Below are 25,886 nucleotides of genomic sequence, written 5' to 3'. Positions count from 1 at the left end.
CACCGCCGGCAGTCCCATCAATGCGAGCAGCAGCCCCCTCTGCCACACGGTCATCGGATCACGGCCACCAGAACGCATTGAGGATGGCGACACCGGGTTCGATGCTGACGTCCTTCGGGAACTGCAGCACCGCGATGCCGGCCGGCGGCATGCCGCGGTAGTCGCTGGTCTCGCCGGTGTTCAACAGGGCGACCAGGCGCTCCAGGCCGGGATTGTGGCCGACGATCATCAGGCGCTCTACGTCTTTGCGGTCATCGACCAGCCCGATCAACGTACCGGGCGTGGCGTCATACACCTTGTCTTCCAGCTTGTGCTCGAAGAAGCCGGTCACGCCGACCACGGCTTCCAAGGTCTCGCGGGTACGGCGGGAGGGGGAACACAGCACGCAGTCGGGCTGCAGCTTGTTGTCTTTCAACCATTTGCCGGCGGCCTCGGCTTCGGCCAGACCCACCGCCGACAACGGGCGGTCAAGGTCGGCCTGGCCCGTGCTGGCCGGTTCGGCATGGGCATGGCGCAGCAGGATCAGTTCACGCATCGGAGTCTTCCCTTGTTGGAGGGGTGGCGGAGGCGGCTCATGCCTTGTCCAGCCAGTGCAGGAGGGGTTCCCAATCGGCCTGGTGCTCGCGCACCTGTGCCGAGCGGTAGTCGAACAGGCTGCGGCCCATGCCGGTCATGACCACATAACTCTGGCTGTCACGCAGCTGGGTGATCACCGGGTAAGGCCACTCGGACAACATCTGGATGGCCTGCTGCGAGGTCTGGGTCCATGGCTTGGTGCGGTTGAGCACCAGTCCGACCGGCAGCTTGCGCTTGTGCACCCGGGCCACTTTCGACAGGCTGTTGAGGAAGCCGACGATGGCTTCAATGTCCAACGCGGAGGGCAGCACCGGCACTACCACGGCGTCGGCCGCGTCCAGGAAATGCGGGATATCGTCGGCCAGCGCACCGGCCGGGGCGTCGATGATCACCGTGTCGGTCCCATCGGGAACCTTCTGCAGCCATTGCTTCTTCTTGTAGACATCGAGCGGCAGTACGGCGCTTTCCAGCTCGGAACGGCGCTGTGCCCAGCGCGTGCTGGACCCCTGCGGGTCGGCATCGGCGATCACCGTGCGCCTTCCCTGCAGTGCCGCGTGCGCGGCCAGATGGGTGGCGATGGTGGTCTTGCCCACCCCACCCTTTGAACCGGCCACCAGAATGGTCTTCATGCAGGCCTCGCTTCCGGGAGAACGTCGCCCGAGCGTACACCGGTGCAGGTGATGGAGATAGTCGCGCGGCTGAACCACCCGGCCCGTGCCTTTGCTATGGTGGCGCCCCCGAAGGATCGAACCGGCATGAGCGAACTGCAGGACCTGAGCGCATTGATCCGCGCCAATACGCCCCTGATCGTCATCGAGACCCAGGACGAGGGTCGCATCATCGAATTGTTCCGGCAGACGCTGCTGCATGTGTGGCGTGCGTTGCATCGCTGGTCGATCACCGAGGGCCTGCGTCGCATCGACCTGGACCGCGAAGACGAGCCGGTGGGGCCGCCCGACGCCAGCGCGGCGCTGCAGATGATCCAGCAGGCCGACCAGCGCGGCATCTATCTACTGCTCGATTTCCACCCTTACCTGGGCTACGCGAGCCACCAGCGCGCGCTGCGCGATCTGATCCAGCGTCGCCACAGCCAACCGCACGTGCTGGTGCTGATCGGCGCCAAAGTGACCTTGCCGCCGGAGCTGGAAGCCCTGGCCACCCGCTTCAACCCCCGCCTGCCCGACGCCAATGCGCTGCTGAAGATGCTGCGCGAAGAGGCCGCCGGGTATGCGCGCGAGCACGGTGGACGGCGGGTGGAGGTGGACAGCGAGGCGGTGAAGAAGATCCTGCGCAACCTGCAGGGCCTGAGCCTGGTGGATGCGCGGCGGATTGCCCGGCAGCTGATCTACGCCGACGGCGCCCTGGGTGATGACGACCTGCCGCAGCTGGCCAAGCTGAAGTTCGAGCTGCTCAACCGCAGCGGACACCTGTTCTACGAATACGACACGGCACGCTTTGCCGATGTCGCCGGTGCCAACCGTCTCAAGCGCTGGATCAGCCAGCGGCGCATCGCGTTCCTTGCCGGCGCTGCGCCGGCTGGCCTGGACCCGCCCCGCGGGATGTTGCTGCTGGGCGTGCAGGGCTGTGGCAAGTCGATGCTGGCCAAGGCCACCGCCGCCGGGTTCGGCGTTCCCCTGCTGCGCATGGACGTGGGCGCGCTGTACAACAAGTACCACGGTGAGACCGAATCCAACCTGCGCCAGGCATTGGCATCGGCCGAGCAGCTGGCGCCCTGCGTGCTGTGGATCGACGAGATCGAAAAGGGCTTGGCGACGGGGGGGGACGACGGTGGCGTGTCCCGCCGGGTGCTGGGCACGTTGCTGACCTGGATGGCCGAACGCAAGGCGCCCGTCTTCATCGTCGCCACCGCCAACCAGGTGCACGAACTGCCTGCCGAGCTGCTGCGCAAAGGCCGCTTCGATGAGATCTTCTTCGTCGACCTGCCCAGCCCGGATGTGCGCGTGGAGCTGCTGCGCCTGCACCTGGCGCGACGTCAGTTGAATGCCGACGATTTCGCCCTGCCGGCTCTGGCGGCGGCAGCGGACGGGTTCTCCGGCGCGGAGATCGAGCAGGCCATCGTGGCCGGCATGTACGCCGCGCATGCCGACCAGCGCCCACTGGACACGACGCTGCTGATGGCGGAGATCCGCGGTAGCCGCCCGTTGTCCGTGCTGATGGCCGAGCAGGTGAACGCCCTGCGCGAGTGGGCGTCGGCGCGCACGGTGAATGCCGACGATTGAGGCGCCGCCGGCCCGTTCCGGTCGCGGTGTGCCCGCTGTTCTGGCCTGCGGTGGGCTTTGGTAGAGCGGACTTCAGTCCGCTGTTCTGGCCGGTAGAGCGGACTTCAGTCCGCTGCCGTTGGCGGGGAAATGCCAGCCGACTGAAGTCGGCTCTACCGGTCGGCTCTACCGGTCGGCTCTACCGGTCGGCTCTACCGGTCGGCTCTACCCGTCGCCGCCACCTTCGCCGTTACCCGTCCGTCCTGCGCGTTACGGCCACTTCGGCGGATTGGCGGCCCACGCTTTCTGCACCTGCGCCAGGGTCTCGCGCTCGCTGTCGCGCCACGTTGGCAGCAGGGCGGCGTAGTTGGCCGATGTGCTCCAGCGCGCCGGCTCGGTGCGGACCGCCGCGGCGTACCACTTCACCGCATCGTCCTTCTGCCCGATCTGCCACAGCGCCAGGGCGTACGTCGGTGGTACCCACGACGGGTTGCCGCGCAGCCCACTGGCCGCTTCATGCCACTGCGTCAGTGCGGCGTCCGCCTGGCCTTGGCGGTACAGATCCCAGCCGTGGTTCCAGCGCACCATGCGGCCGGACGGCGAGGCCGCCGGTGCCGCCTGCAGCGCCTCGGCATACAGCTGCTGGCCCAGCTCGGCGCGGCCCTGGCCAATAGCCACACCGGCCAACTGCACCGTGGCTTCCAGCGATTTACGCCCGCGCTCGCGCTGGCGCAGCAACTGACTGACCAACTCATCGCCTTCGCCCTGAACCACCTGCACAGGTGCAGCGGCGACATCGGCGTCGAAATAGAACTCCTGCGGTGCAGGCAATGCGGGCGCGGCCCATGCAGCGGCCGGCCCCGAAGCCAGCAACATGCCGGCCAGGAACTTTCTTGCAAATGACATCGTGTTTTCCCCAGGTTGCAACAACAACCTCCCACGCCCCGATCCTAACCGGACTTCGGTCCCGGATGCGAGTACCGGCCCACAACGGCCCCACTGTTACAATCCGCGCCCTTCGGGTCTGCAGCCGCAGCGCCGATGCCAGCCGATCCGAACCAGGCCAGCCATGACCAGCACCGCGCAGCTCACCTCACCGGCGTCCGCCGACCTGCTAGACCGCGATTACACGCTCGACCACAAATACACCCGTGGCGAGGGACGGATCTACCTGAGCGGCGTCCAGGCGCTGGTGCGCCTGCCCCTGATGCAGCGCCTGCGCGACGAGGCGGCCGGGATAGACAGCGCCGGCTTCATCAGCGGCTACCGTGGCAGCCCGCTGGGCGGCTTCGATCTGGAACTGTGGCGCGCACGCCAGCCGCTGGAAGCGGCCAAGGTGAAGTTCACCCCCGGCCTCAACGAAGACCTGGGCGCGACCATGGTCTGGGGAACCCAGCAGACCAACCTGTTCCCCGGCGCCAACGTGCAGGGCGTGTTCGGCATGTGGTACGGCAAGGGCCCTGGCGTGGACCGCTGCGGTGACGTGTTCAAGCATGCCAATGCGGCAGGCACCTCGCGACTGGGCGGCGTGCTCGCACTGGCCGCCGACGACCATGCGTGCCGGAGCTCGACCCTGCCGCACGGCAGCGAAGACGAGTTCGTCAGCGCGATGATGCCGGTGCTCAACCCGGCCGGCGTGCAGGACATCCTGGACATGGGCCTGCTGGGCTGGGCGATGAGCCGCTATACCGGGCGCTGGATCGGCTTCAAGACGATCGCTGAAACGGTGGAGTCGTCTGCTTCGGTGGAGGTGAATCCGCTGGCACGGCGCATCCTGCTGCCGGATGATTTCGAGATGCCGGCAGGCGGTCTCAACATCCGCTGGCCGGACCCGCCGCTGGACCAGGAAATGCGCCTGCACCGCTACGCGGTCAGTGCCGCGCAGGCGTTCGCCCGGGTCAACAACATCGACCGCACCGTGCTGGATTCACCGCGCGCGCGGCTGGGCATCGTCACCACCGGCAAGAGCTACCTGGACGTCCTGCAGGCGTTGGAATACCTGGGCCTGGATGAAGCGGCGTGCGCCGACATCGGCATCCGCGTGTACAAGGTCGGCATGACCTGGCCGCTGGAACCGCAGGGCATCGCGCGCTTCGCACAGGGCCTGGAAGACATCATCGTGGTGGAGGAGAAGCGTGCCTTCATCGAGCGCCAGATGAAGGAGCAGTTCTTCAACTGGCCGGCCAGCTGGGGCGCGCGTCCGTCCATCGTCGGCAAGTACGACGAGGCCGGCGAGTGGATCCTGCCGTCCACCGGCGAGCTGACCCCGGCCACCATCGCCGGCGTGATCGGCCGGCGCATCCAGCGCTTCTTCAACAACGAATCGATCACCCAGCGCCTGCAGTGGATGAGCGAAAAGGAAGCGGAGCTGGCGCTGCCGCGCGCGGCCTTCCCGCGCATTCCGCATTACTGCTCCGGCTGCCCGCACAACACCTCCACCACCGTGCCCGAAGGCTCGCGTGCGCTGGGCGGCATCGGTTGCCATTACATGGTCACCTGGATGGACCGCAGCACCGACACGTTCACCCACATGGGCGGCGAAGGCGTGACGTGGGCAGGCCAGGCCGCGTTCACCGACACGCCGCACGTGTTCCAGAACCTCGGTGACGGCACCTACTTCCACAGTGGGTCGCTGGCGATCCGCCAGTCCGTCGCGGCCGGCGTCAACATCACCTACAAGATCCTCTACAACGATGCGGTGGCGATGACCGGTGGCCAGCCGGTGGACGGCCCCCTCAGCGTGCCGGACATTGCCCGGCAGATGCGCGCCGAAGGCATCCAGACCATCGTGGTGCTGTCCGACAACATCGAGGTATGGACGAAGCAGCGCGAGCAGTTCCCCACCGGCGTGGAGTTCCATGACCGCAGTGCGCTGGACGCGGTGCAGAAGCAGCTGCGCGAAGTGAAGGGCGTCTCGATCCTGATCTACGAACAGACCTGCGCCACCGAAAAACGCCGTCGCCGCAAGCGCGGCAAGCTGGTCGATCCGCCCAAGCGTGTAATGATCAACTCGCTGGTCTGCGAAGGCTGCGGCGACTGCGGAAAGAAGAGTTTCTGCGTGTCGGTGCTGCCGAAGGAAACCGAGTTCGGGCGCAAGCGCGACATCGATCAGTCCAACTGCAACAAGGACTACTCCTGCACCACCGGCTTCTGCCCGAGCTTCGTCACCGTGCACGGGGGCAAGCCGCGCAAGGGCAGCAAGCGCGAGGCGTCCACCCTGCTCGACAACCTGCCGGCACCGCCCGTGCGGACCGCGCTGGAGCAACCCTGGAACATCCTGATCACCGGTGTCGGCGGCACCGGAGTGGTGACCATCGGCGCACTGCTCGGCATGGCCGGCCATCTGGAAGGCAAGGGTTCGTCCGTGCTGGACCAGACCGGGCTGGCACAGAAAGGCGGCGCGGTGACCACCCACATCCGCATCGCGCGAGCGCCCACCGACATCCATGCCGTGCGCATCGCAGCCGGCGAAGCCGACCTGGTGCTGGGCTGCGACATGGTGGTGGTGAACGACTACTGGGCGCTGTCCAAGGTGCGCGCCGGCCGCACCCAGGTGGTGCTCAACACATACGAAGCGATGCCGGGCGGCTTCACCACACGGCCGGACATGCAGTTCCCCGCCGCCGACATCATCGCCGGCGTGCGCGTGGCCCTGGGTGGCGAACAACCGCTGCTGCTCGATGCCACGCAGCTGGCGACCGCACTGCTGGGCGACGCCATCGCGGCGAACCTGTTCATCCTCGGCTATGCGTGGCAGCAGGGCCTGGTGCCTCTGTCGTTCGACGCACTGATGCGCGCCATCGAGCTCAATGGCGCGGCCGTGGCCATGAACCAGCAGGCCTTCGCCTGGGGCCGCCTGGCCGTGGTCGATCCGCAGGCGGTGCAGCAAGCCGCCGGGCTGGTGCACAATCATCACACCGACACGGAAGACACGCCCGGCCCGCTGCATGCGCTTCCGCCGGGAGAGTGGGAAGGTAATGAAGGGGGCGCCACGGCCGCGCCGCGCAACAGCAGCGACGAGCGTGAACTGCGTGGCCTGCCGGGGCATGGTGGCGGGGAGTTGGCTTTCCTGCCGCTGGACGATGCCCGCCTGTCGCGCTCGCTGGATGAAATGATCGCGCGTCGCACGTCGTTCCTCGTCGATTATCAGGACCAGGCCTACGCAGATCGGTACCGCACGCTGATCGAGCGCGTCCGCACGGCCGAGCAGGACACGCTGGGCGGCTCCACTGCGCTGACCGAAACCGTCGCCCGCTACCTGTTCAAGCTGATGGCCTACAAGGACGAGTACGAAGTGGCGCGGCTGTACACCAGTGGCGATTTCCAGCGCCAGCTGCAGCAGCAGTTCGAAGGCGACTACCAGGTGCGCTTTCACCTGGCGCCGCCGCTGTTCGCGAAGAAAGACGACCAGGGGCGTTTGATCAAGAAAGAATACGGTCCGTGGATGCTGAAAGCGTTCGGCGTGCTGGCGAAGCTGAAGTTCCTGCGCGGCAGCCGGCTGGATCCCTTCGGCCGCACCGCCGAGCGGGTGGGCGAGCGCCAGCTGATCAGCGACTACGAAGCTACCGTGCAAGTGTTGCTGGACGGCTTGGACGACCACCGGCTTGCCTTGGCGGTGGAGATCGCCAGCATCCCGGAACACATCCGCGGCTATGGCCACGTCAAGGAAGCGCACCTCCACACCGCCAAGGCCCGCGAAGCGACCCTGCTGGCGCAGTGGCGCAACCCGCGCGCGCTGCATATCGTGCAGGTAGCCTGACGATAGTGGCGTGCAGGTAGTGACTATCTGAGCTGGCAGTAAAGCAACCTATAAGTTGCATTTAGGAGGTGCAACTTATAGCTTGCATAGCCAGAAGCAGTTGATCTTCAGTCGCTGGCTTATGCAACCTATAAGTTGCCGTGGTCGAGCATGAGGACTAGCATGGGTCCTCGCACTAGAGACCCGCTCCATGGCCGCTGCAAGCGTTATTCGAACGCCTCATCAACTCGCTCCACTCATGCGCGCCTATCGCCTGAAGGCAGGGCTGAGCCAGGCCGCACTCGCGGCGCGCCTTGGAATTTCTCGTCAGGCGGTCACCGCGTTGGAGAAGGCCCCCGAGGCGGCAACGTTCGAGCGCCTGATGAAGGTCTGGGCCCTGCTCGGCATCGAGGTTTCGCTACAGGAGGCCGCTTCGGTTGCGGACAAGCGCATCACCACTGGCTTGGAGTGGTAGTCATGAGTCAACTGCGAGTCTGGATGAACGGTCTGGAAGTTGCGACGTGGGAACAAGGGACGACCGCCCCCGCACAACTGACGTACACGGAGAGCTGGCTGGCATCGCCTATGCCCCGTCCAGTTTCTTTGTCTCTACCGCTGCTTCCCGCCGGTCAGAGCCACCGGGGCGACGCGGTGACGGACTACTTCGACAATCTCCTGCCCGATAACGCGGCGATCAGGGCGCGTATCCGGGATCGGTTCTCTACCCGTTCCACTGGAACGTTTGAATTGCTGCAGGCTATTGGACGCGACTGTGTAGGCGCCGTTCAACTGCTCCCTCCCGAGCAGCCTCCGCAGGGCGTCCAGTCGATCCGGTTCCGCGCACTTGATGAGGCAGGCGTGGCGAGAACGCTGCGCGGTGTCACGGCGTCGCCGATACCGGGCATGGCACAGATCGATGCGGACGATTTCCGCATATCCATTGCCGGGGCGCAGGAAAAGACCGGACTGCTATGGCATGAGGGTAAGTGGTGCATTCCGCTGTCGAGCACGCCGAGTACCCACATTTTCAAACTCCCTCTGGGACTGGTCGGCAACATGCGAGCCGACATGCATCAATCGGTGGAGAACGAGTGGCTGTGCATGCATCTGCTGGCGGCGTTCGGCATCCGTGTCGCGTCAACCTCGATGCAAAGCTTTGAAGATCAGCGCGCACTTGTTGTCGAACGCTTTGACCGTAGGCTCTCCCTGCGGGGTAAATGGTGGCTCCGCCTGCCTCAGGAGGACATCTGCCAGGTCTTTGCTTTGCCGGCGTCAAAAAAGTACGAGAACGACGGTGGGCCGGGAATAATCCGGATCATGGACCTGCTCCGTCAGTCCGAGAGCCCCGATGACCGGGCTACTTTCTTCAAGACCCAGATACTCTTCTGGATGTTGGCGGCAACCGACGGGCATGCGAAAAATTTCAGCGTCCACATCGAAGCAGACGGACGTTTCCGCATGACACCCGTTTACGACGTCTTGTCGGTGTATCCCATCATGGGGCGAGGGCCGCAACAGCTGGACCCGTTCAAAGCTCAACTGGCCATGGCCGTCGTGGGCAAAAATCGTCATCGCCACCTGCTCAAGGTACGTCGCCGACACTGGAATGAAACCGCACATGCCTGCGGTATCAGTGCAGGTGCCGAGCCTTGGATACAGGAACTGCTGGAGAAGGTGGAACCGGTGATCCAGCAGGTAGAAGCATCGCTGCCAACCGGCTTTCCTGAAACGGTGTCCACGGCAATATTCAGCGGGTTGCGAGCGGCGGGGGCGCGCCTCGCTGCGATGCCCGCCGACGCCTGATCACCCCAGCCGCCATACCAGCAGCCGGTTGTTGGCCGGCATCGCCAGGTCCTCCAGCGCAACGAAGCCCTGCGCCACCGCCAATGCCTGCACCGCCTCCGCATCGCGTAAGCCACTGCGCGGATCGCGGGCCTTCAGCCAGCCATCGAACTGGGCGTTGCTGTCACTGGTGTACGCGCCGCCGTAGTTGAACGGACCGTACACCGCCAGCAAGGCACCGGGCTGCAGCAGCGCAGGCAGACCGGCGAACAGCGCCTGTACCTGGTCCCATCCCATGATGTGCAGGGTATTGGCGCTGAACGCTGCATCGAAACGCGGGATTCCGGCAGGCACGGCCAGCGGCGGCGACGGCGGCAGCTCGGCCTGCAGTGCAAACGGTGCCTGCAGATTGGGCAGCGCCGCCTCGGCCCGCCACGCCGCGATGCCTTGCAGATGGTCGGGGTGGTCGCTGGGCTGCCACTGCAGCCACGGCCAGCGCTGGGCGAAGTACGCAGCGTGCTGTCCCGTGCCACTGCCGATCTCCAGCACGTGGCGGCGATCGGCCATGAGCGGATCCAGCGCGGCCGCGATCGGATCGCGGTTTCGTTCACAGGCGAGGGAGAAGGGTTTTTCGGTCATGGTTCGTGACGAAAGTGGCAGAACGCCATTGTGCCTGTGACACGACCATGACTGCAGTCACTTGCGTCATTGCATGCCGCTGGCGAAAGTCGGGTGTCAACTGAGTGCACGTGGGGTGGTGGCAGTGCGACGTCGTGATTTCCTGGCCTTCACCGGTGCCGGCCTGGCCGGCCTGATGCTGCCGCATGGCCGCGTGATCGCCGCCGAGCAGCTGCTGGAGCCGGGTGACCCGGTCATGGGCAAGCGCCTGGCCGACGCGGCGCTGCAGGCAGCACGCCAGGCCGGTGCCAGCTACTGCGACGTGCGCATCGGCCGCTACCTGAGCCAGGGCATCATCACCCGCGAGCGCACCGTCGAGAACGTCACCAACAGCGAATCGGCCGGCGTCGGCATCCGCGTGATCGTCGACGGTGCATGGGGCTTTGCGGCCACTCACCAACGCACGCCCGAGCAGGTCGTGCAGGCCGTCGCGCAGGCGGTGGCCATCGCGCGTGCGAATGCGCGCGTGCAGACGCGCCGCGTCCAGCTGGCGGCCACCCCGGGCGTCGGCGAGGTCAGCTGGCGCACGCCGCTGAAGAAGAACGCCATGGCCGTGCCGGTGCAGGACAAGGTCGGCCTGCTGCTGGACATCAATGACGCCGCGCTGGGCGCCGGGGCCGACTATTTCAATTCAACGCTGTTCCTGGTCAACGAGCAGAAGTACTTCGCCTCCAGCGATGGGTCGTGGATCGACCAGGACGTACACCGCATCTGGCTGCCCTTCACCGCCACCGCCGTGGACAAGGCCAGCGGGAAATTCCGTACCCGCAACGGGCTGTCCGCGCCGATGGGCATGGGCTACGAATTCCTGGACGGCGACCGCAGCGGGCGTTTCGAACTGCCCGGCGGCGTGGTCGGCTACGGGCAGTCCTACGACGCACGCGAAGACGCCTTGGCCGCGGCGCGCCAGGCCCGCGAGAAGCTCACCGCGCCCTCGGTGAAGGCCGGCAAGTACGATGTCGTGCTGGATCCGTCCAACCTGTTCCTGACCATCCACGAGAATGTCGGCCACCCGCTGGAGCTGGACCGCGTGCTCGGCTACGAAGCGAACTACGCCGGCACCAGTTTCGCCACGCTGGACAAGCGCGACGCCGGCTTCCGCTGGGGCAGCGACATCGTCACCTTCTTTGCCGACAAGACACAGCCGGGCAGCCTTGGCGCCGTGGCCTACGACGATGAAGGGGTCAAGACACAGCGCTGGGACCTGGTCCGCGACGGCATCCTCGTCGACTACCAGGCTACCCGCGATGAAGCCCATATCCTGGGACGCGAGGCCTCCCACGGCTGCAGCTACGCCGATTCCTGGTCCAGCGTGCAGTTCCAGCGCATGGCCAACGTGTCGCTGGCACCGGGCAAGGCACCGCTGAGCGTGGCCGACATGGTCAAGGACGTGGAAAACGGCCTGTACTTCCATGGCCGCGGCTCGTATTCCATCGACCAGCAACGCTACAACGCCCAGTTCGGCGCCCAGCTGTGCTATCAGATCAAAGAGGGCCGCATCACCGGCATGGTCGAAGATGCGGCGTACCAGATCCGCACGCCGGAGTTCTGGAACGCCTGCACGGCGATCTGCGATGAACGCGACTTCCGCCTCGGCGGCTCGTTCTTCGATGGCAAGGGCCAGCCGTCGCAGGTGTCGGCGGTCTCCCACGGTTCGTCCACCACCCGCTTCAACGGCATCAACATCATCAACACCGCGCGCAGTCTCGGCGCATGAGTCCTGTCCAACATCCATACGTGGAGAGCAGCCTTGCAACGACGTGACTTCCTCGCCCTCACCGGGCTTACCGCGGGTGGCCTGCTGGTGCCCTCCTTCTTCGGCAAGGCCATCGCCGCCGAACAACTGCAGACCGTGCTCGACCCGGCGCTGAAGAAGCGCCTGGCCGATGTTGCCCTGCAGGCGGCGCGCAGTGCCGGCGCCACCTATTGCGACGTGCGCATCGGTCGCTACCTGCGGCAGTTCGTGATCACCCGCGAAGACAAGGTGCAGAACGTCGTCAACACCGAATCCACCGGCGTCGGCATCCGTGTGCTGGTGAACGGGGCCTGGGGCTTCGCGGCGACCAACCAGTTGGCCGTTGCCGATATCGCCAAGGCCGCGCAGCAGGCCGCGGGCATCGCCCGTGCCAATGCGGGCATCCAGACCGCCCCGGTGCAGCTCGCTGCGGCGCCTGGCGTGGGCGAGGTGAGCTGGCGCACGCCGATCCGTCGCAACGCCATGGACGTGCCGATCAAGGACAAGGTCGACCTGTTGCTGGACGTCAATGCGGCCGCCATCAACGCCGGTGCCAGCTTCGTCAATTCGATGATGTTCCTGGTCAACGAGCAGAAGTATTTCGCCTCCACCGATGGGTCGTACATCGACCAGGACGTGCACCGCATCTGGGTGCCGATGACCATCACCGCCATCGACAAGGAAAGCGGCAAGTTCCGTACCCGCGAAGGGCTGTCCTCGCCGATGGGCATGGGCTACGAGTACCTGGACGGTGCTGCGGCGGGCAAGGTCATGACGCCCAACGGCGTGGTCAACTACTCCAGCTCGTATGACATGAAGGAAGATGCGATCGCCGCGGCGAAGCAGGCCCGCGAGAAGCTGAAGGCGCCTTCGGTGAAGCCGGGCAAGTACGATCTGGTCCTGGATCCGTCGCATACCTGGCTGACCATCCACGAATCGGTCGGCCATCCGCTGGAGCTTGACCGCGTGCTCGGCTACGAGGCCAACTACGCCGGCACCAGCTTCGCCACCCTGGACAAGCGCGAGCAGAAGTTCCAGTACGGCAGCGAGCTGGTCAACATCTTCGCCGACAAGACACAGGAAGGCAGCCTGGGCGCCGTCGCGTACGACGACGAAGGCGTGAAGTGCAAGCGGTGGGACCTGATCAGCGACGGCAAGCTGGTGGACTACCAGACCATCCGCGACCAGGCCCACATCCTGGGCAAGACCGAGTCCGATGGCTGCTGCTACGCCGATTCGTGGTCCAGCGTGCAGTTCCAGCGCATGGCCAATGTGTCCATGGCGCCGGGCAAGAAGCCGCTCAGCGTCGATGAACTGATCAAGGACGTGGAGAACGGCATCTACATCATCGGTGACGGCTCGTTCTCGATCGACCAGCAGCGCTACAACGCCCAGTTCGGCGGCCAGCTGTACTACGAGATCAAGAACGGCAAGATCACCGGGATGCTGGAGGACGTGGCGTACCAGATCCGCACGCCGGAGTTCTGGAACGCCTGCACCGCCGTTGCCGATGAGCGCGACTACCGCCTGGGCGGCTCGTTCTTCGATGGCAAGGGCCAGCCGGGCCAGGTCTCGGCGGTTTCGCACGGTTCGTCCACTGCCCGTTTCAATGGCATCAACGTCATCAACACCGCACGCAGCCTCGGCTGACCGGTCTGGAGCCCGATACCCATGAGCATCTTCACCGAACAGCAGGCCAAGGCCATCCTCGACAAGGTCATCGCCCTGTCCAAGGCCGATGAGTGCACGGCCACCCTGGCCGGATCCATCAACGGCAACATCCGCTTCGCCTTGAACAACATCTCCACCAGCGGCATCGTCAGCGATGCGTCGCTGGCCGTGGAAGTGGCGTTCGGCAAGCGCGTCGGCACTGCCTCCATCAACGAGTTCGACGACGCCGCGCTGGAGCGCGTGGTCCGCCGAGCCGAAGACCTGGCCCGCCTGGCGCCGGAAAACCCGGAGTTCATCCCGGCCATCGGCAAGCAGGAATACCGCCCGACGCCGACCTTCAGTGAATCCACCGGTGCGATCGATCCGGCGTTCCGGGCCAAGGTCGCCGCCGATTCCATCCTGCCCTGCCGCCAGGCCGGGGTGATCGCCGCCGGCTTCCTCGAAGATGGCCATGGCTTCACCGCCACCGCCAACAGCAAGGGCAACTTCGGTTACCAGCGCACCAGCAACTTCGACTACACCTGCACGGTGCGCACCGAAAACGGCCGTGGTTCGGGCTGGGTCGGCCGCAACCTGAAGGACGCAGCAGACTTCAAGGCCGACCAGGACGTGCGCATCGCCATGCGCAAGGCCACCGAATCAGCTGAAGCCAAGGCGCTGGAACCGGGCAAGTACACGGTGATCCTGGAACCGGCCGCAGCGGCTGGCCTGATCAGCTTCATGATGCGGTTCTTTGACGCACGCACTGCAGACGAGGGCCGCAGCTTCCTGTCCAAGAAGGGCGGCGGCAACAAGCTGGGCGAGCAGGTCTATGATCCGCGGGTGAGCCTGCATGCCGACCCGTGGCACCCGGAAGCGCCGGTGCTGCCGTGGGACGAAAGCGGGATGCCGCGCGAGAAGGTCGCGATCATCGAGAACGGCAAGATCGCCAGCTTGGACTATTCGCGTTTCTGGGCGCAGAAACAGGGCAAGACCGCTAACGCGCGGCCGGGCAACCTGCTGATGAGCGGTGGCGACAAGAGCACCGCCGACCTGGTGCGCGGCACCCAGAAGGGCATCCTGGTCACCCGTACGTGGTACATCCGCATGGTGGATCCACAGACCGTGCTGCTGACCGGCCTGACCCGCGATGGCACGTTCTACATCGAGAACGGGCAGATCAAGCACCCGGTGAAGAACTTCCGCTTCAACGAGTCGCCGGTGATCATGCTCAACAACATCGACGAGCTGGGCAAGCCGGTGCGCGTGGCCGGTGATGAGTCCAGCTTCGTGATGATGATCCCGCCGATGCGCCTGCGCGACTTCACGTTCACCTCGTTGTCCGACGCAGTCTGATGGATCGCCGGGCCTGCCTGCGCTGGTTCGCCGCCGCCGCGTCTGCGGCAGCGGTCCCGGCATGGGCGCAGGCAGGCCCGCGCAGTTCACGCTACGACTTCTGGTTCACCCGCCTGCAGTACGACTCCGGTGACTGGGACGTGGATGCGCGCATGCCGTCCAACCTGATCACCTCGTTGATCGATTACACCTCGCTGCGGGTGGACCCGCAGGAACGTGTGGTCGCGCTTGCCGATCCGCGCATGCTGGAGGCGCCTTTCTGCTACCTCGCCGGCCACACGCTGGTCGAGTTCAACGCCGCCGAGCGGCAGAACTTCGTGCGCTATGTCCGCAACGGCGGCTTCGTGTTCGTCGATGACTGCAACCACGATATCGACGGTCTGTTCGCCACCTCGTTCGAGGCGCAGATGGCGCGGCTGTTCGGGCCGAAGGCCCTGAAGAAGCTGCCCAACACCCATGCGCTCTATCGCAGCTTCTTTCAGTTTCCGGAGGGGCCACCGGCCACCAGCTTCGAGCTCAACGGCTGGGGCGACGACCTGGTGCACGACTACCTGAAGGGGATCGAGGTGGACGGTCGGCTGGGCCTGCTTTACAGCAACAAGGATTACGGCTGCGAGTGGGACTATGACTGGCGGAACAAACGCTTCCTGGCCGAAGACAACACCCGCTTCGGCGTCAACATCGTGATGTACGCGTTGAACCATTGATAGGACAGGCATTCCCATGAGCACCCCCGACCTCGATTCCCTGCTGCCGCGCCTGCATGAGCTGCGCAGCGCGCTGGCCCACGCCGTGGTCGGCCAGCACACCGTAGTGGAGCAACTGCTGATCGGCCTGCTGGCGGGCGGGCATTGCCTGCTGGAAGGCGCGCCCGGACTGGGCAAGACCCTGCTGGTGCGCTCACTTGGCCACGCCCTGGAGCTGCAGTTCCGGCGCGTGCAGTTCACCCCTGACCTGATGCCCAGTGACATCCTGGGCACCGAACTGCTGGAAGAAGACCACGGCACCGGCCACCGCCATTTCCGTTTCCAGCAAGGGCCGATCTTCACCAACCTGCTGCTGGCTGACGAGCTCAACCGCACGCCGCCGAAAACCCAGGCCGCCCTGCTGGAAGCCATGCAGGAACGCACCGTCAGCTACGCCGGCACCACGTACACATTGCCGCAGCCCTTCTTCGTGCTGGCCACGCAGAACCCGATTGAACAGGCCGGCACGTATCCCCTGCCAGAGGCACAACTGGACCGTTTCCTGCTGCACGTCCTGGTTGAATATCCCAGCGAAGACGAAGAACGGCAGATCCTGGAACAGACCACTGGGGGCGCCACCGCCGGCGTACCGAAGGTGATGGATGCCGAGGCAGTGCTCGCCCTGCAGGCGGCCGTGCGGCAGGTGCATGTCAGCGCCGACGTGCTCGCCTGGATCACCCGCCTGGTGCGCGCAAGCCGACCGGGCGATGGTGCGCCGGCCGCCATCAACCAGTGGGTGAAATGGGGTGCGGGACCGCGCGCTGGGCAATCGCTGGTACTGGCCGCGAAAGCGCGCGCCCTGTTGCAGGGGCGCTTTGCCGCCACCCGCGAAGACGTACTCGCACTGGCTGCGCCGGTGATGCGGCATCGGCTGGTGCTGTCCTTCACCGCCGAGGCCGAGCAGAAGCGTGCCGACGACGTGGTCGCCGCGCTGCTGCAGGCCGTTCCATTCCCCGGTTGACCCGCGCTTGAGCACCGGCTTGCCCCTGTTGCTGCCACCGGACCTGCGTGCGCGCCTGCGTGCGCTGCGCCTGCGGCCGCGGCTGGCCAGCGGCATGAGCGGGATCGGACAGCATGCCAGCCGCAGCCGCGGCGCGGGCCTGGAATTCGCGCAGTACCGTGCCTATGAACCCGGCGATGAACTGCGCCAGGTCGATTGGAAGCTGTACGCGCGCTCGGACCGCTTCTTCGTGCGCGAGTCCGAACGCGAAAGTCCGATCACGGTCTGGTTGCTGCTCGATACCACCGCCTCGGCCGGCCAGACCGACCGTGTCGATCCCGGCCGCAGCCGCCTGGATCACATGCGCCTGCTGGCCGCGTGCGTGGTCGAGCTGGCGCTGCAGCAAGGCGATCGTTTCGGCCTGCTGGCCATCGACGGTGAGGGCCTGCAACTGGTTCCGGCCGGCCACGGCGCGCGCCAGCGCGATCGCGTGTATCTGCAGCTGCAGGCCCTGCGCGCGCGCGGGGGATGGCCTGCCGCGGAACGGTTGCGGCCGTTGTGGGAACGCGTTCGTCCCGGCGACCTGCTGCTGTGCATCGGCGATGGCTTCGACGAGACCGGTGTCGTGTTGCTGGAGCAGTTGGCGCGTGCGCGCCGCGACGTGGTGCTGCTGCAGGTGCTGACCGCCGACGAACGCGACTTTCCGTTCGACGCCGGACATCGCTTCCGCGACCCGGAGACCGGCGAGGAAGTGCGGGGTGAGGGTGCCGCGATCCGCAGCGACTACCTGCAGCGCTTCGCAGAAGCGCGCACTGCCCTGCAGTCCCGCTTGCAGGCAGGTGGCATCGCATCCGCTACCAGTTGGCTCGACCAGCCGCTCGACCAGCCTCTGCAGGCGTTGTTCGGCCGCGGGATTACCGCGTGAGCCTGCTGTTCCCACTCGGCCTGCTGGCGGTCGCGGCCTGGCTGCTGCCGCTGCTGATACACCTCGCCCGCCGCCATCCCTACACGCCGGTGGATTTTGCCGCACTGCGCTGGCTGCGCGCACGGATTCGCCCGCGCCAACGTATCCGCTTTGATGACTGGCCCCTGCTGCTGGTGCGCCTGTTACTGCTGGCCGCGCTCGCCCTGCTGCTGGCGCGACCGGCGCTGACCGGGCCGGAACCTGCGCCGGTCGCGTGGACCGTCGTTGCGCCCGGACTGGATGCAGCCGCCCTGCGCAGCACGGAAGACCCGCGCCACTGGCACTGGCTGGCGCCCGGATTCCCCCCTATCGGACAGCCAGCGCCGCCAGGCGATGCCTCGCTGCCCAGCCTGCTGCGCGAACTCGACGCCCAATTGCCGACCGGCACAGCCCTGACCGTGTATGTGCCCGACCCGTTGCCCGGCCTCGACGGGGCGCGCCTGCAGCTGTCGCGCCCGGTGCAGTGGCGTCCGCAGCCGCTGGCCACCCGTACATCGCAAGCGGTTCCAGCGCCGCCTCGATTGCGCGTCATAAGCGATGCACCCGCAGCGGCGCAACACTGGCTGACGGCCCTGCAGCGCGCGTGGGGGGCGCAGCCGTTGGCAGCACCGCTATCCGCTGACGCGCTGCCGGAGCGTGGTGAAACCGGGGTGTGGAGCAGTGCCGCCCCATTGCCCACCACATGGCAGGCCTGGGTGGACCAAGGGGGCAGCATCCTGTCCCGTGCCGCGCCCCCGGCAGGCGTCCGCCTGCTGCTCCGCGATGCACAGGGCGCGCCGCTGCTGTGGGAGCAGCGCTCGGGTCGCGGCCACGTGCTGTATCTGCCTGGGGAATGGGACGCGAGCCGCACCCTGGCGCTGCGCGACGATCACCTTCCGCGTCAGCTGCTGCAGGCCTTGCAGCCGCCTGCGTCGCCCCGCCTGGGCGATGCGCTGGACCAGGCGCCACAGCGCGCATCCCTGCCCCCGACCGTGCCGCCGGCGCGCCAACTTGCCCCGTGGTTGATGCTGGTGATCCTGCTGCTGTTCGCACTGGAGCGCTGGATGGCCAGCAGTGCGCAACGGAGGCGAGCCGCATGAGGACGCTGCAGCAGGCCTGGCAGCGCGCGCGTCGGCGCCGCATGGTCATTACCCTGTCGCTCGGGCTGCCTTGGGCCGCGGCGGCCACCGCGCTGGCGCTGCGCGTGGCCGGATTCGATATCGCCTGCGTGATCGCAACGGTCGCGTTGCTGGTCACCGTGGGCGTGGCCATTACCCGCGCGCGCCATCTGGACAGACGCTGGCTGCAGCGCCAGCTCGACGGCAGCGGTGCCAGCGAGGACAGCGCCGACCTGCTGTTCACCGACGAAACCGCGCTCAATCCCCTGCAGCGGCGCCAGCGCGCGCATGTCCTGGCCACGCTTGAAAGCGCCGTGCCTGAGCTGCGCCCACGCTGGCCGCGCGCTGCCGTCCTATTGTGCGTGGTCGGCGGCGGCGCCACGGCCCTGCTCGCGTTGGGCTGGCCACACGCGGGGCTGTCGCCGGTGGCGGCCCCTGCCACGCAGGCGCCCCCCACCACAGCAGGCCCGCTGCGCCTGCAGTCCACCCGCCTGCGCATCGAAGCGCCCGCCTATACCGGCCAACCTGCGCGCACGCAGAACGCGCTTGATGCCAAGGTCGCCGCCGACAGTCGCCTGTCCTGGTCCGTACGCTTCGACCGGGCGCCGCGCACCGCGTGGCTGCAGTTCCATGATGGCCGCCGCCTGCCGCTGCGCGAGCACGAAGGACAGTGGCAGGCACAGGACGTTGCCCGCACGCCGGTGCTGTACCGGATAGTCAGCGAGCCCGCACTGGCCGACGCCCGCCTGCATCGACTCGACGTGGTAGCCGACCGCGCGCCCACGGTGCGGGTGATCGATCCGCCTTCCAGCCTGGTGCTGGGCACGCCTGGGCAGCGCCAGTGGACGCTGCGCTTCGAGGCCAGCGACGACCACGGCGTCGCCGCGCGGGCGACGCTGTCGATCACCACCACCGAAGGCAGTGGCGAGAACATCACCTTCGCCCGGCGCAGCGTGGCGCTGACCGGCACGGGCGAACCTACGGCCCGGCGCTTTGCCCACACCCTCGACCTGGCGGCCCTCGGCGCACAGCCAGGCAACGATGTGATCGCCCAGCTGGAAGTGCGCGACAACCACGCACCGGCGCCGCAGATCGGCCGCAGCAACAGTGTGATCCTGCGCCTGCCCAGCACCGAAGCCGTGCGCGGTGCCGAACTTGAGGGTCGCATCAAGAAGACGCTGCCGGCCTACTTCCGCAGCCAGCGGCAGATCATCATCGATGCCGAAGCATTGATCCGTGAGCGGCGCCGCCTGGCCGCGGACGGCTTCATGACGCGCAGCGATGCCATCGGCGTGGACCAGCGCATCCTGCGCATGCGTTACGGCCAGTTCCTCGGCGAGGAAAGCGAGGGCGCGCCGAAGGCGCCGCCAACCAGCGACCTGCCCACCAGCGATGTGCCCGCTGCGGACACACACGACGACGATCACGCGCACGATCACGACACCCAGGCCGGCGCTGATGACGATCATGGCCATGATCACGGCGGTGCCGCGGCCGTACCGCAAGCGCCGCCGGTGTTCGGCAGTGCCACCGACGTATTGTCCGAGTACGGCCATACCCACGACCATGCGGAAGCGGCCACCCTGCTGGACCCACAGACCCGCGCCACGCTGAAGGCAGCGCTTGACCAGATGTGGTCGTCCGAGGGCGAGCTGCGCCAAGGCCGCCCCGAGCAGGCCCTGCCGCATGCCTACAAGGCACTCGGTTTCATCAAGCAGGTGCAGCAGGCCGAGCGCATCTACCTGGCCCGCGTCGGCCCGGAACTGCCGCCGATCGACGAGGGCCGGCGGCTGGGCGGTGATCGCGCAGGGCTGGCCAGCCGGGCGTTGCCGCTGACCGCGCGCACGCCACCGGATCCGGTGGTCGTGGAGGCCTGGCAGCGACTTGGCGACGGCGACCAGACGCCGGATCTGGATGCACTGGCGGCGTGGCAGCAACGCAACAGCGCCTTCCTGCCCGACGCCCTGGACCTGGCCGCTGCCATTGAAGAGCTGCGCATCGAACCGGGCTGTGACGCATGCCGGCAGCGCCTGCGCGCGCAATTGTGGCGCGCGGTGCAACGTCCGCTACCCCAGGTGACACGGCGCAACGCGGCCGATGCGATGGGCCAGCGTTACCTGGATGCATTGGAGGCGCAGCGATGAGTGCATCCGCGTTGAACACCTGGGTCGCTGTCGCGCTGGCGCTGATCGTGCTGGTCGCCAGCGTGCGTCAGCTGCGCCGTCCCGCGGCCCACCGCGGCCGCCAGATCGCCGTCATCGCGCTGCAGGTGCTGGCTGCTGCCCTGTTGTACGCCTGCCTGCTGCCCCCGACGCAGCGCGTGCCCATGAGGGGGCTGGTCGTGATCGGTGCAGACGCTGGCAGCGCCGGCGCACTGCCTACCGGCGGCACGCACGTGGTGCTGCCGGAAGCCGATGACGTGGCCGGTGCAGCGCGCGTTCCTGATCTGGCCACCGCGCTGCGCCTGCATCCTTCTTCCCGCATGACCCTGGTCGGTGCGGGCCTGGCTGCACGTGACCGCGACACCGTGCTGCCTGCCGATACGCGCTGGCAGGCCGCGCCTGCCCCTACGGGGTGGGTGTCACTGCAGCCTCCCGCCGACACCAGCCCCGGCGCACGTTTCGAGCTGCAGGCACGGGCACACGGCGTTGCCGCCGCGCGGGCCGAACTGCTGGATCCGGCCGGTGCCGTGGTGGATCGCGTCGCGCTGCCAGCGGATGGCCGCGTGCAGCTCAGCGGCGTTGCCCGGGCCGAGGGTCGAAGCGTGTTCCAGCTGCGCCTGCTCGATGCGCAGGGCCATGTGGCCGACACCGTTCCAGTGCCGCAGCAGACGCTGGCCGCGGCACCGCTGCGGCTGCTGGTGCGGGCCGGCGCGCCCGGCGCCGAACTGAAGTACCTGCGCCGCTGGGCGACCGACGCCGGCATCCAGGTGCAGGTGCAGGCGGATGTCGGTGCGGGCGTCAGCCTGGGCGATGGCAGCGTGGCACTGGACGCGGCCACGCTGGCGCGCAGCGACGTGCTGTTGCTCGACGAACGCAGCCTGGCTGCGCTGGGCGCGTCTCAGCTGGCCGCGGTGCGGGCGGCGTTGCGCGGTGGGCTGGGCGTGCTGGTACGCAGTACCGGCGCGCCGTCGGCCAGCGCGCGCCAACGATTGGGTGAGCTGGGTCTGCCCGTGCGCGGCGATGCCACCAGCCAGTCGGCGACGCTGCCCGGCGATGGGGATGCGACCATGCGGCAGGCGCGCCGCGGCCCCGTCGCCGCCGGTACCCTGCCCACCCGTGATGGCGAAGAGGCGGACCGCGAATCCCACACGGCGGCGCTGCCGGTGCTGGAGTCTCTGGCGCTACAGGCGCCTGACAGTCACGCGTTGCTGCAGGACCATCAGGGCAAGGCCATTGGCGGTTGGCTCGCTGTCGGCAAGGGCCGCATCGGGATGCTGCCGATCACCGACAGCTGGCGTTGGGTGCTGGCCGGTCGCGATGATCGCCACGGTGAGGTATGGAGCACGGTCATGGCCACGCTCGCCCGTGCGCAGGCCGGCAGTGAAAGCCTGTGGTCGCCCCAGGCATTGGCGTGGGCCGGTGAGCGCCAGCCGCTATGCGGCGTGCAGGCTCCCTTGCACTCGCTGACCCGCGAGGGCGTGGCGGTGCCGCTGCGGATTGATCCGGCGACGGGCGACGCGCGCTGTGCGGGCTGGTGGCCACCGCAGCCCGGTTGGCAACGGCTGCAGCACGGCGATCGCACGCACTGGCGCTATGTGTTCGATCCGGATCAGGCCCGTGCGCTGCATCGACAGGCGGTGATGGATGCCACTGCGCACCGGCTGGCCACGACCGAACCGACGCCGGTGCAGGCCAGCCAACGCGTGCCGGGGCCGCGCTGGCCGTGGTGGCTCGCGTTCGTCGCCTGTACGTCGCTGCTGTGGTGGTTGGAACGACGGCCGGCCCCTTCGGCGTAAGCGCGCTCCGGTCGCCTCATGGTGAAGGCACGACGGACACTGCCTATTCCTGTGGCGGTGCGCCGCACCCTTCCTGCTGCGCGCAGAACTGCAGCGCGCGCCGTTGCTGCTCAGCGCTCAGTTCCGGCGGCGGCCGGGCAATGGCCGCCTGGATCTGGTCCGGGCCGCCGGTGATCTTGTTCAAGCCCTTGGCCGCTGCGGCCACCCCTTTGACAACACCCATCATCAGGTAGCCACCGCTCATGCTGACCTGCTCGGGCGACGGCGGCTCGCTCCAGTTACGGCTGAAGCGGTTGTCCTCCGCGCGCATCGGGTTCTTGAAGCGATACAGGTCCAGTGGCTGCTCGTCATCAGGCCGGAGCGCGCGCACTTCGCCCAAGGTGGTGACATCGTTCTGTGCGGCCGACCCGCCGACCCGTTCCACAGCGCCCGGCGCCGTCGCGGGATCCTCCACAGGCACGGACGCGGCCACCGGTGCGGCCTGCTGCGCCTGCGCGCCCCCTGCCAGCAGCAAGACCGCCAGCATTGCGCCCTGCATTGCACGTCGTGCCACCGCCCTCCCCCCGTGCCGCCTGTGTCCAACGGGCGAGGATACGGTCATGGGGCTTCAGATTTCGTTGATACGCGTGCGCGTGGCCGGCGCGCTGCACGGCGTATCGGGTCGCACTGCGCTGAATGATTCACGCCCTTCCGTCATGGTGTCTCACACGCTGAGACCCATCTGTGGTGCCATGTCACCCCCTGTAATCTGTGTCCCCATGGCCTACGAACTCGCCAAGCGCACCGCCGACGCCGAGCACCAGCTCGCCACCCGCGACGGCCTGCCGGCGCGCGATGGCGCCCTGCTCAGCACCCGCCTGCAGCGCCGTTACCACGACCGCATCACCGGCAGCTTCGCCATCCCCGGCCGCGAAGGCAGCTACGCGCCCATTCCGGACAGCGTGCCGCCTGCACTGGCTGCGGCCTTGAAGGCGCGCGGCATCGACCAGCTTTACAGCCACCAGGCGCAGGCCTGGGAGGCAGCGCAACGCGGTGAGCACGTGGCCATCGTCACCCCCACCGCCAGCGGCAAGTCGCTGTGCTACACCTTGCCGGTGATCAGCGCGGCCATGCAGCACAAGGCCAAGGCGCTGTTCCTGTTCCCGACCAAGGCGCTGGCGCAGGATCAGGTGGCCGACCTGCTGGAGCTCAACCGCGCCGGTGACCTGGGCGTAAAGGCGTTTACCTTCGACGGCGATACACCGGGTGATGCCCGCCAGGCGATCCGCCTGCACGGCGACATCGTGGTATCCAACCCGGACATGCTGCACCAGGCCATCCTGCCGCATCACACCAAGTGGGCGCAGTTCTTCGAGAACCTGCGCTACGTGGTGATCGACGAAGTGCACACCTATCGGGGCGTGTTCGGCAGCCACGTCACCAACGTGCTGCGTCGCCTGAAGCGCATCTGCGCGTTCTACGGGGTGCAACCGCAGTTCATCCTGTGCTCGGCCACCATCGGCAATCCGCAGCAGCATGCCGAGGCACTGATCGAAGCCCCGGTCACCGCCATCACCGAATCCGGGGCGCCCAGTGGGCCAAAGCAGGTACTGCTGTGGAACCCGCCGGTGGTCAACCCGGATCTCGGCCTGCGCGCATCGGCACGCTCACAGAGCAACCGTATCGCCCGCATCGCGATCAAATCCGGATTGAAGACACTGGTGTTCGCGCAGAGCCGGCTGATGGTCGAAGTGCTGACCAAGTACCTCAAGGACATCTTCGACCACGATCCGCGCAAGCCGGCGCGCATCCGCGCCTACCGCGGTGGATACCTGCCAACCGAGCGCCGCGAGACCGAGCGGGCCATGCGCGCCGGGCAGATCGACGGCATCGTCAGCACCTCCGCACTGGAACTGGGCGTGGATATCGGCAGCCTGGACGTGGTGATCCTCAACGGCTACCCGGGCAGTGTCGCAGCCACCTGGCAACGCTTCGGCCGCGCCGGGCGTCGCCAGCAACCGGCACTGGGCGTGATGGTGGCCAGTTCGCAGCCGCTGGACCAGTACGTCGTGCGGCATCCGGACTTCTTCGCCGAGGCATCGCCGGAGCATGCACGGATCGCGCCGGACCAGCCGCTGATCCTGTTCGACCACATCCGCTGCGCGGCCTTCGAGCTCCCGTTCCTGGTCGGCGATGGCTTCGGCCCGATCGACCCGGAGGTGTTCCTGGAAGCACTGGCGGAAACCGAGGTCGTGCACCGCGAGGGCGAACGCTGGGAGTGGATCGCCGACAGTTATCCCGCCAACGCGGTCAGCCTGCGCTCGGTGGCCGATGGCAACTTCGTGGTGGTGGACCGCAGTGGCGGCAAGCAGCAGATCATCGCCGAGGTGGATTATTCGGCGGCCGCGCTGACCCTGTACGAAGGGGCCATCCACATGGTGCAGTCCACGCCGTACCAGGTGGAGACGCTGGACTGGGAAGGCCGCAAGGCCTACGTCACGCGTACCCACGTGGACTATTACACCGACAGCATCGACTTCACCAAGCTCAAGGTGCTGGACCGTTTCGATGGCAACAGTGCCGGCCGCGGTGATTCCCACCATGGCGAGGTGCACGTCGTACGCCGCGTGGCGGGCTACAAGAAGATCCGTTATTACACCCATGAAAACATCGGCTACGGTCCGGTCAACCTGCCGGATCAGGAGCTGCATACCACGGCGGTGTGGTGGCAACTGCCGCAGGCCCTGCTGCTGCGAGCGTTCGCCAGCAAGCAGGATGCGCTGGACGGCTTCCTGGGCGCGGCGTACGCGCTGCACATCGTGGCGACCGTGGCGGTGATGGCCGATGCGCGCGATCTGCAGAAGGCGGTCGGCAACGGCGACGGCGCCTGGTTCGCCATCGCCGACCAGACCGGCCGCGGGCAACTGCGGGGCGAAGAAGGTGATCCGGCAGCGGTGGAGCTGCTGCAGCAGTTCGTACCGACGGTGTATCTGTACGACAACTTCCCCGGCGGCGTAGGCCTGAGCGAGCCGCTGTGGATGCGCCAGCAGGAGCTGGTGCAGCGCGCGCGTGAGCTGGTGCAACGTTGCGACTGCAAGGCCGGCTGCCCCGCCTGCGTGGGCCCCGTGCTGGCCGCGCAGGAAGCCGACGACACCACGCCGCGCGCGTTGGCGTTGCGGGTGCTGGATCTGTTCGATGCCGTGGCCTGCGAAGAAGTGCCCGATGTTGCCGTGACCGTGGTCGATTCGATGGAGCTGTTGGCACCGTGAGCCTGAGCCTGGACAAACTGCGGCTGCTGCGTCGACAGGCCGGTGATGCCAAGGCGGTGGCGCCTGCGCCTGCGCCCGCAGCAGTACCGGCCCCTCCCGAGCCGGCGCTGCCTGGCGCCGCCAACGATGCAAGGCAGCCTGCCGCCGCACGGTCGGTGTTCGCCTGGGTGGAACAGGAAATCCGCCACAAGGCGACGGG

At 67.3% G+C, this 25,886-nt stretch carries 19 protein-coding genes; 14 read left to right on the top strand and 5 right to left on the bottom strand.

Annotated elements, in window-relative coordinates:
• Nucleotides 1–58: 58 nt before the first annotated feature.
• Nucleotides 59–535 carry a histidine phosphatase family protein gene (locus IFT58_RS13930; protein WP_188325642.1) on the bottom strand — a complete coding sequence of 159 codons (477 nt, stop codon included), beginning with the start codon at nt 533–535 and terminating at the stop codon, nt 59–61.
• A 37-nt stretch (nt 536–572) separates the two neighbouring features.
• Nucleotides 573–1,205 carry a ParA family protein gene (locus tag IFT58_RS13925; protein WP_192082798.1) on the bottom strand — a complete coding sequence of 211 codons (633 nt, stop codon included), beginning with the start codon at nt 1,203–1,205 and terminating at the stop codon, nt 573–575.
• A 126-nt stretch (nt 1,206–1,331) separates the two neighbouring features.
• Here IFT58_RS13925 and IFT58_RS13920 point away from each other — a divergent pair, with 126 nt between their 5' ends.
• Nucleotides 1,332–2,816, top strand: coding sequence for an AAA family ATPase (locus IFT58_RS13920; RefSeq protein WP_192095566.1), 1,485 nt, complete (start codon nt 1,332–1,334; stop codon nt 2,814–2,816).
• A gap of 249 nt (nt 2,817–3,065) precedes the next feature.
• Here the strand turns inward: IFT58_RS13920 and IFT58_RS13915 are convergent, their stop codons facing one another.
• Nucleotides 3,066–3,701: a tetratricopeptide repeat protein gene (locus tag IFT58_RS13915; protein ID WP_192095564.1), complete on the bottom strand. Its 636-nt coding sequence runs from the start codon at nt 3,699–3,701 to the stop codon at nt 3,066–3,068.
• Between the two features lie 163 nt (nt 3,702–3,864).
• Here IFT58_RS13915 and IFT58_RS13910 point away from each other — a divergent pair, with 163 nt between their 5' ends.
• The 3 genes from IFT58_RS13910 to IFT58_RS13900 all read left to right on the top strand — a co-directional run bounded on the left by IFT58_RS13910 (nt 3,865) and on the right by IFT58_RS13900 (nt 9,336).
• Entirely contained in the window at nt 3,865–7,554 is a 3,690-nt protein-coding gene (locus IFT58_RS13910; protein WP_192095563.1) for an indolepyruvate ferredoxin oxidoreductase family protein, read from the top strand.
• A 190-nt stretch (nt 7,555–7,744) separates the two neighbouring features.
• Nucleotides 7,745–8,008 (top strand): helix-turn-helix domain-containing protein, encoded by a 264-nt coding sequence (locus IFT58_RS13905; protein WP_192095561.1) that lies wholly within the window; start codon nt 7,745–7,747, stop codon nt 8,006–8,008.
• Nucleotides 8,009–8,010: 2 nt separating this feature from the next.
• Nucleotides 8,011–9,336: a type II toxin-antitoxin system HipA family toxin gene (locus IFT58_RS13900; RefSeq protein WP_192095559.1), complete on the top strand. Its 1,326-nt coding sequence runs from the start codon at nt 8,011–8,013 to the stop codon at nt 9,334–9,336.
• On the opposite strand, the gene IFT58_RS13895 is transcribed toward IFT58_RS13900, so the two are convergent.
• Nucleotides 9,337–9,954, bottom strand: a complete 618-nt coding sequence (locus tag IFT58_RS13895; RefSeq protein WP_192095557.1) for a DUF938 domain-containing protein — start codon at nt 9,952–9,954, stop codon at nt 9,337–9,339.
• A gap of 124 nt (nt 9,955–10,078) precedes the next feature.
• Here IFT58_RS13895 and IFT58_RS13890 point away from each other — a divergent pair, with 124 nt between their 5' ends.
• From IFT58_RS13890 to IFT58_RS13850, 9 genes are read left to right on the top strand one after another with little or no spacing between them, the layout of a single operon-like run.
• Entirely contained in the window at nt 10,079–11,710 is a 1,632-nt protein-coding gene (locus IFT58_RS13890; protein ID WP_192082818.1) for a metallopeptidase TldD-related protein, read from the top strand.
• 33 nt (nt 11,711–11,743) lie between these two features.
• A complete protein-coding gene (locus IFT58_RS13885; RefSeq protein WP_192082804.1) occupies nt 11,744–13,378 on the top strand; it encodes a TldD/PmbA family protein in 1,635 nt (544 codons plus the stop codon).
• 21 nt (nt 13,379–13,399) lie between these two features.
• Entirely contained in the window at nt 13,400–14,734 is a 1,335-nt protein-coding gene (locus IFT58_RS13880; RefSeq protein ID WP_192095555.1) for a TldD/PmbA family protein, read from the top strand.
• Nucleotides 14,734–15,441 carry a DUF4159 domain-containing protein gene (locus IFT58_RS13875; RefSeq protein WP_192095552.1) on the top strand — a complete coding sequence of 236 codons (708 nt, stop codon included), beginning with the start codon at nt 14,734–14,736 and terminating at the stop codon, nt 15,439–15,441. Before IFT58_RS13880 ends, IFT58_RS13875 begins: the two co-directional genes overlap by 1 nt.
• Before the next feature lie 16 nt (nt 15,442–15,457).
• Nucleotides 15,458–16,441, top strand: coding sequence for a MoxR family ATPase (locus tag IFT58_RS13870; RefSeq protein ID WP_192095550.1), 984 nt, complete (start codon nt 15,458–15,460; stop codon nt 16,439–16,441).
• Between the two features lie 7 nt (nt 16,442–16,448).
• Nucleotides 16,449–17,345 (top strand): DUF58 domain-containing protein, encoded by an 897-nt coding sequence (locus tag IFT58_RS13865; protein WP_192095548.1) that lies wholly within the window; start codon nt 16,449–16,451, stop codon nt 17,343–17,345.
• Entirely contained in the window at nt 17,342–18,463 is a 1,122-nt protein-coding gene (locus IFT58_RS13860) for a BatA domain-containing protein (RefSeq protein ID WP_192095546.1), read from the top strand. Before IFT58_RS13865 ends, IFT58_RS13860 begins: the two co-directional genes overlap by 4 nt.
• The gene (locus IFT58_RS13855; protein ID WP_192095544.1) at nt 18,460–20,625 is read left to right on the top strand and encodes a hypothetical protein; all 2,166 of its coding nucleotides are present in this window, start codon (nt 18,460–18,462) and stop codon (nt 20,623–20,625) included. The genes IFT58_RS13860 and IFT58_RS13855 overlap by 4 nt, the downstream gene beginning before the upstream one ends.
• Nucleotides 20,622–22,439, top strand: a complete 1,818-nt coding sequence (locus IFT58_RS13850; protein WP_192095542.1) for a hypothetical protein — start codon at nt 20,622–20,624, stop codon at nt 22,437–22,439. The genes IFT58_RS13855 and IFT58_RS13850 overlap by 4 nt, the downstream gene beginning before the upstream one ends.
• Before the next feature lie 43 nt (nt 22,440–22,482).
• Here the strand turns inward: IFT58_RS13850 and IFT58_RS13845 are convergent, their stop codons facing one another.
• Nucleotides 22,483–22,965, bottom strand: a complete 483-nt coding sequence (locus tag IFT58_RS13845; RefSeq protein ID WP_249405708.1) for a hypothetical protein — start codon at nt 22,963–22,965, stop codon at nt 22,483–22,485.
• Between the two features lie 232 nt (nt 22,966–23,197).
• On the opposite strand from IFT58_RS13845, the gene IFT58_RS13840 reads away from it, so the two are divergent.
• The gene (locus IFT58_RS13840; protein WP_192095541.1) at nt 23,198–25,687 is read left to right on the top strand and encodes a DEAD/DEAH box helicase; all 2,490 of its coding nucleotides are present in this window, start codon (nt 23,198–23,200) and stop codon (nt 25,685–25,687) included.
• Nucleotides 25,688–25,886 lie beyond the last annotated feature (199 nt).

It is taken from the genome of Stenotrophomonas sp. CFBP 13718 (assembly GCF_014842145.1).
Taxonomy (GTDB): Bacteria; Pseudomonadota; Gammaproteobacteria; order Xanthomonadales; family Xanthomonadaceae; genus Stenotrophomonas.
This window is presented reverse-complemented; position numbering and strand designations above follow the sequence as displayed.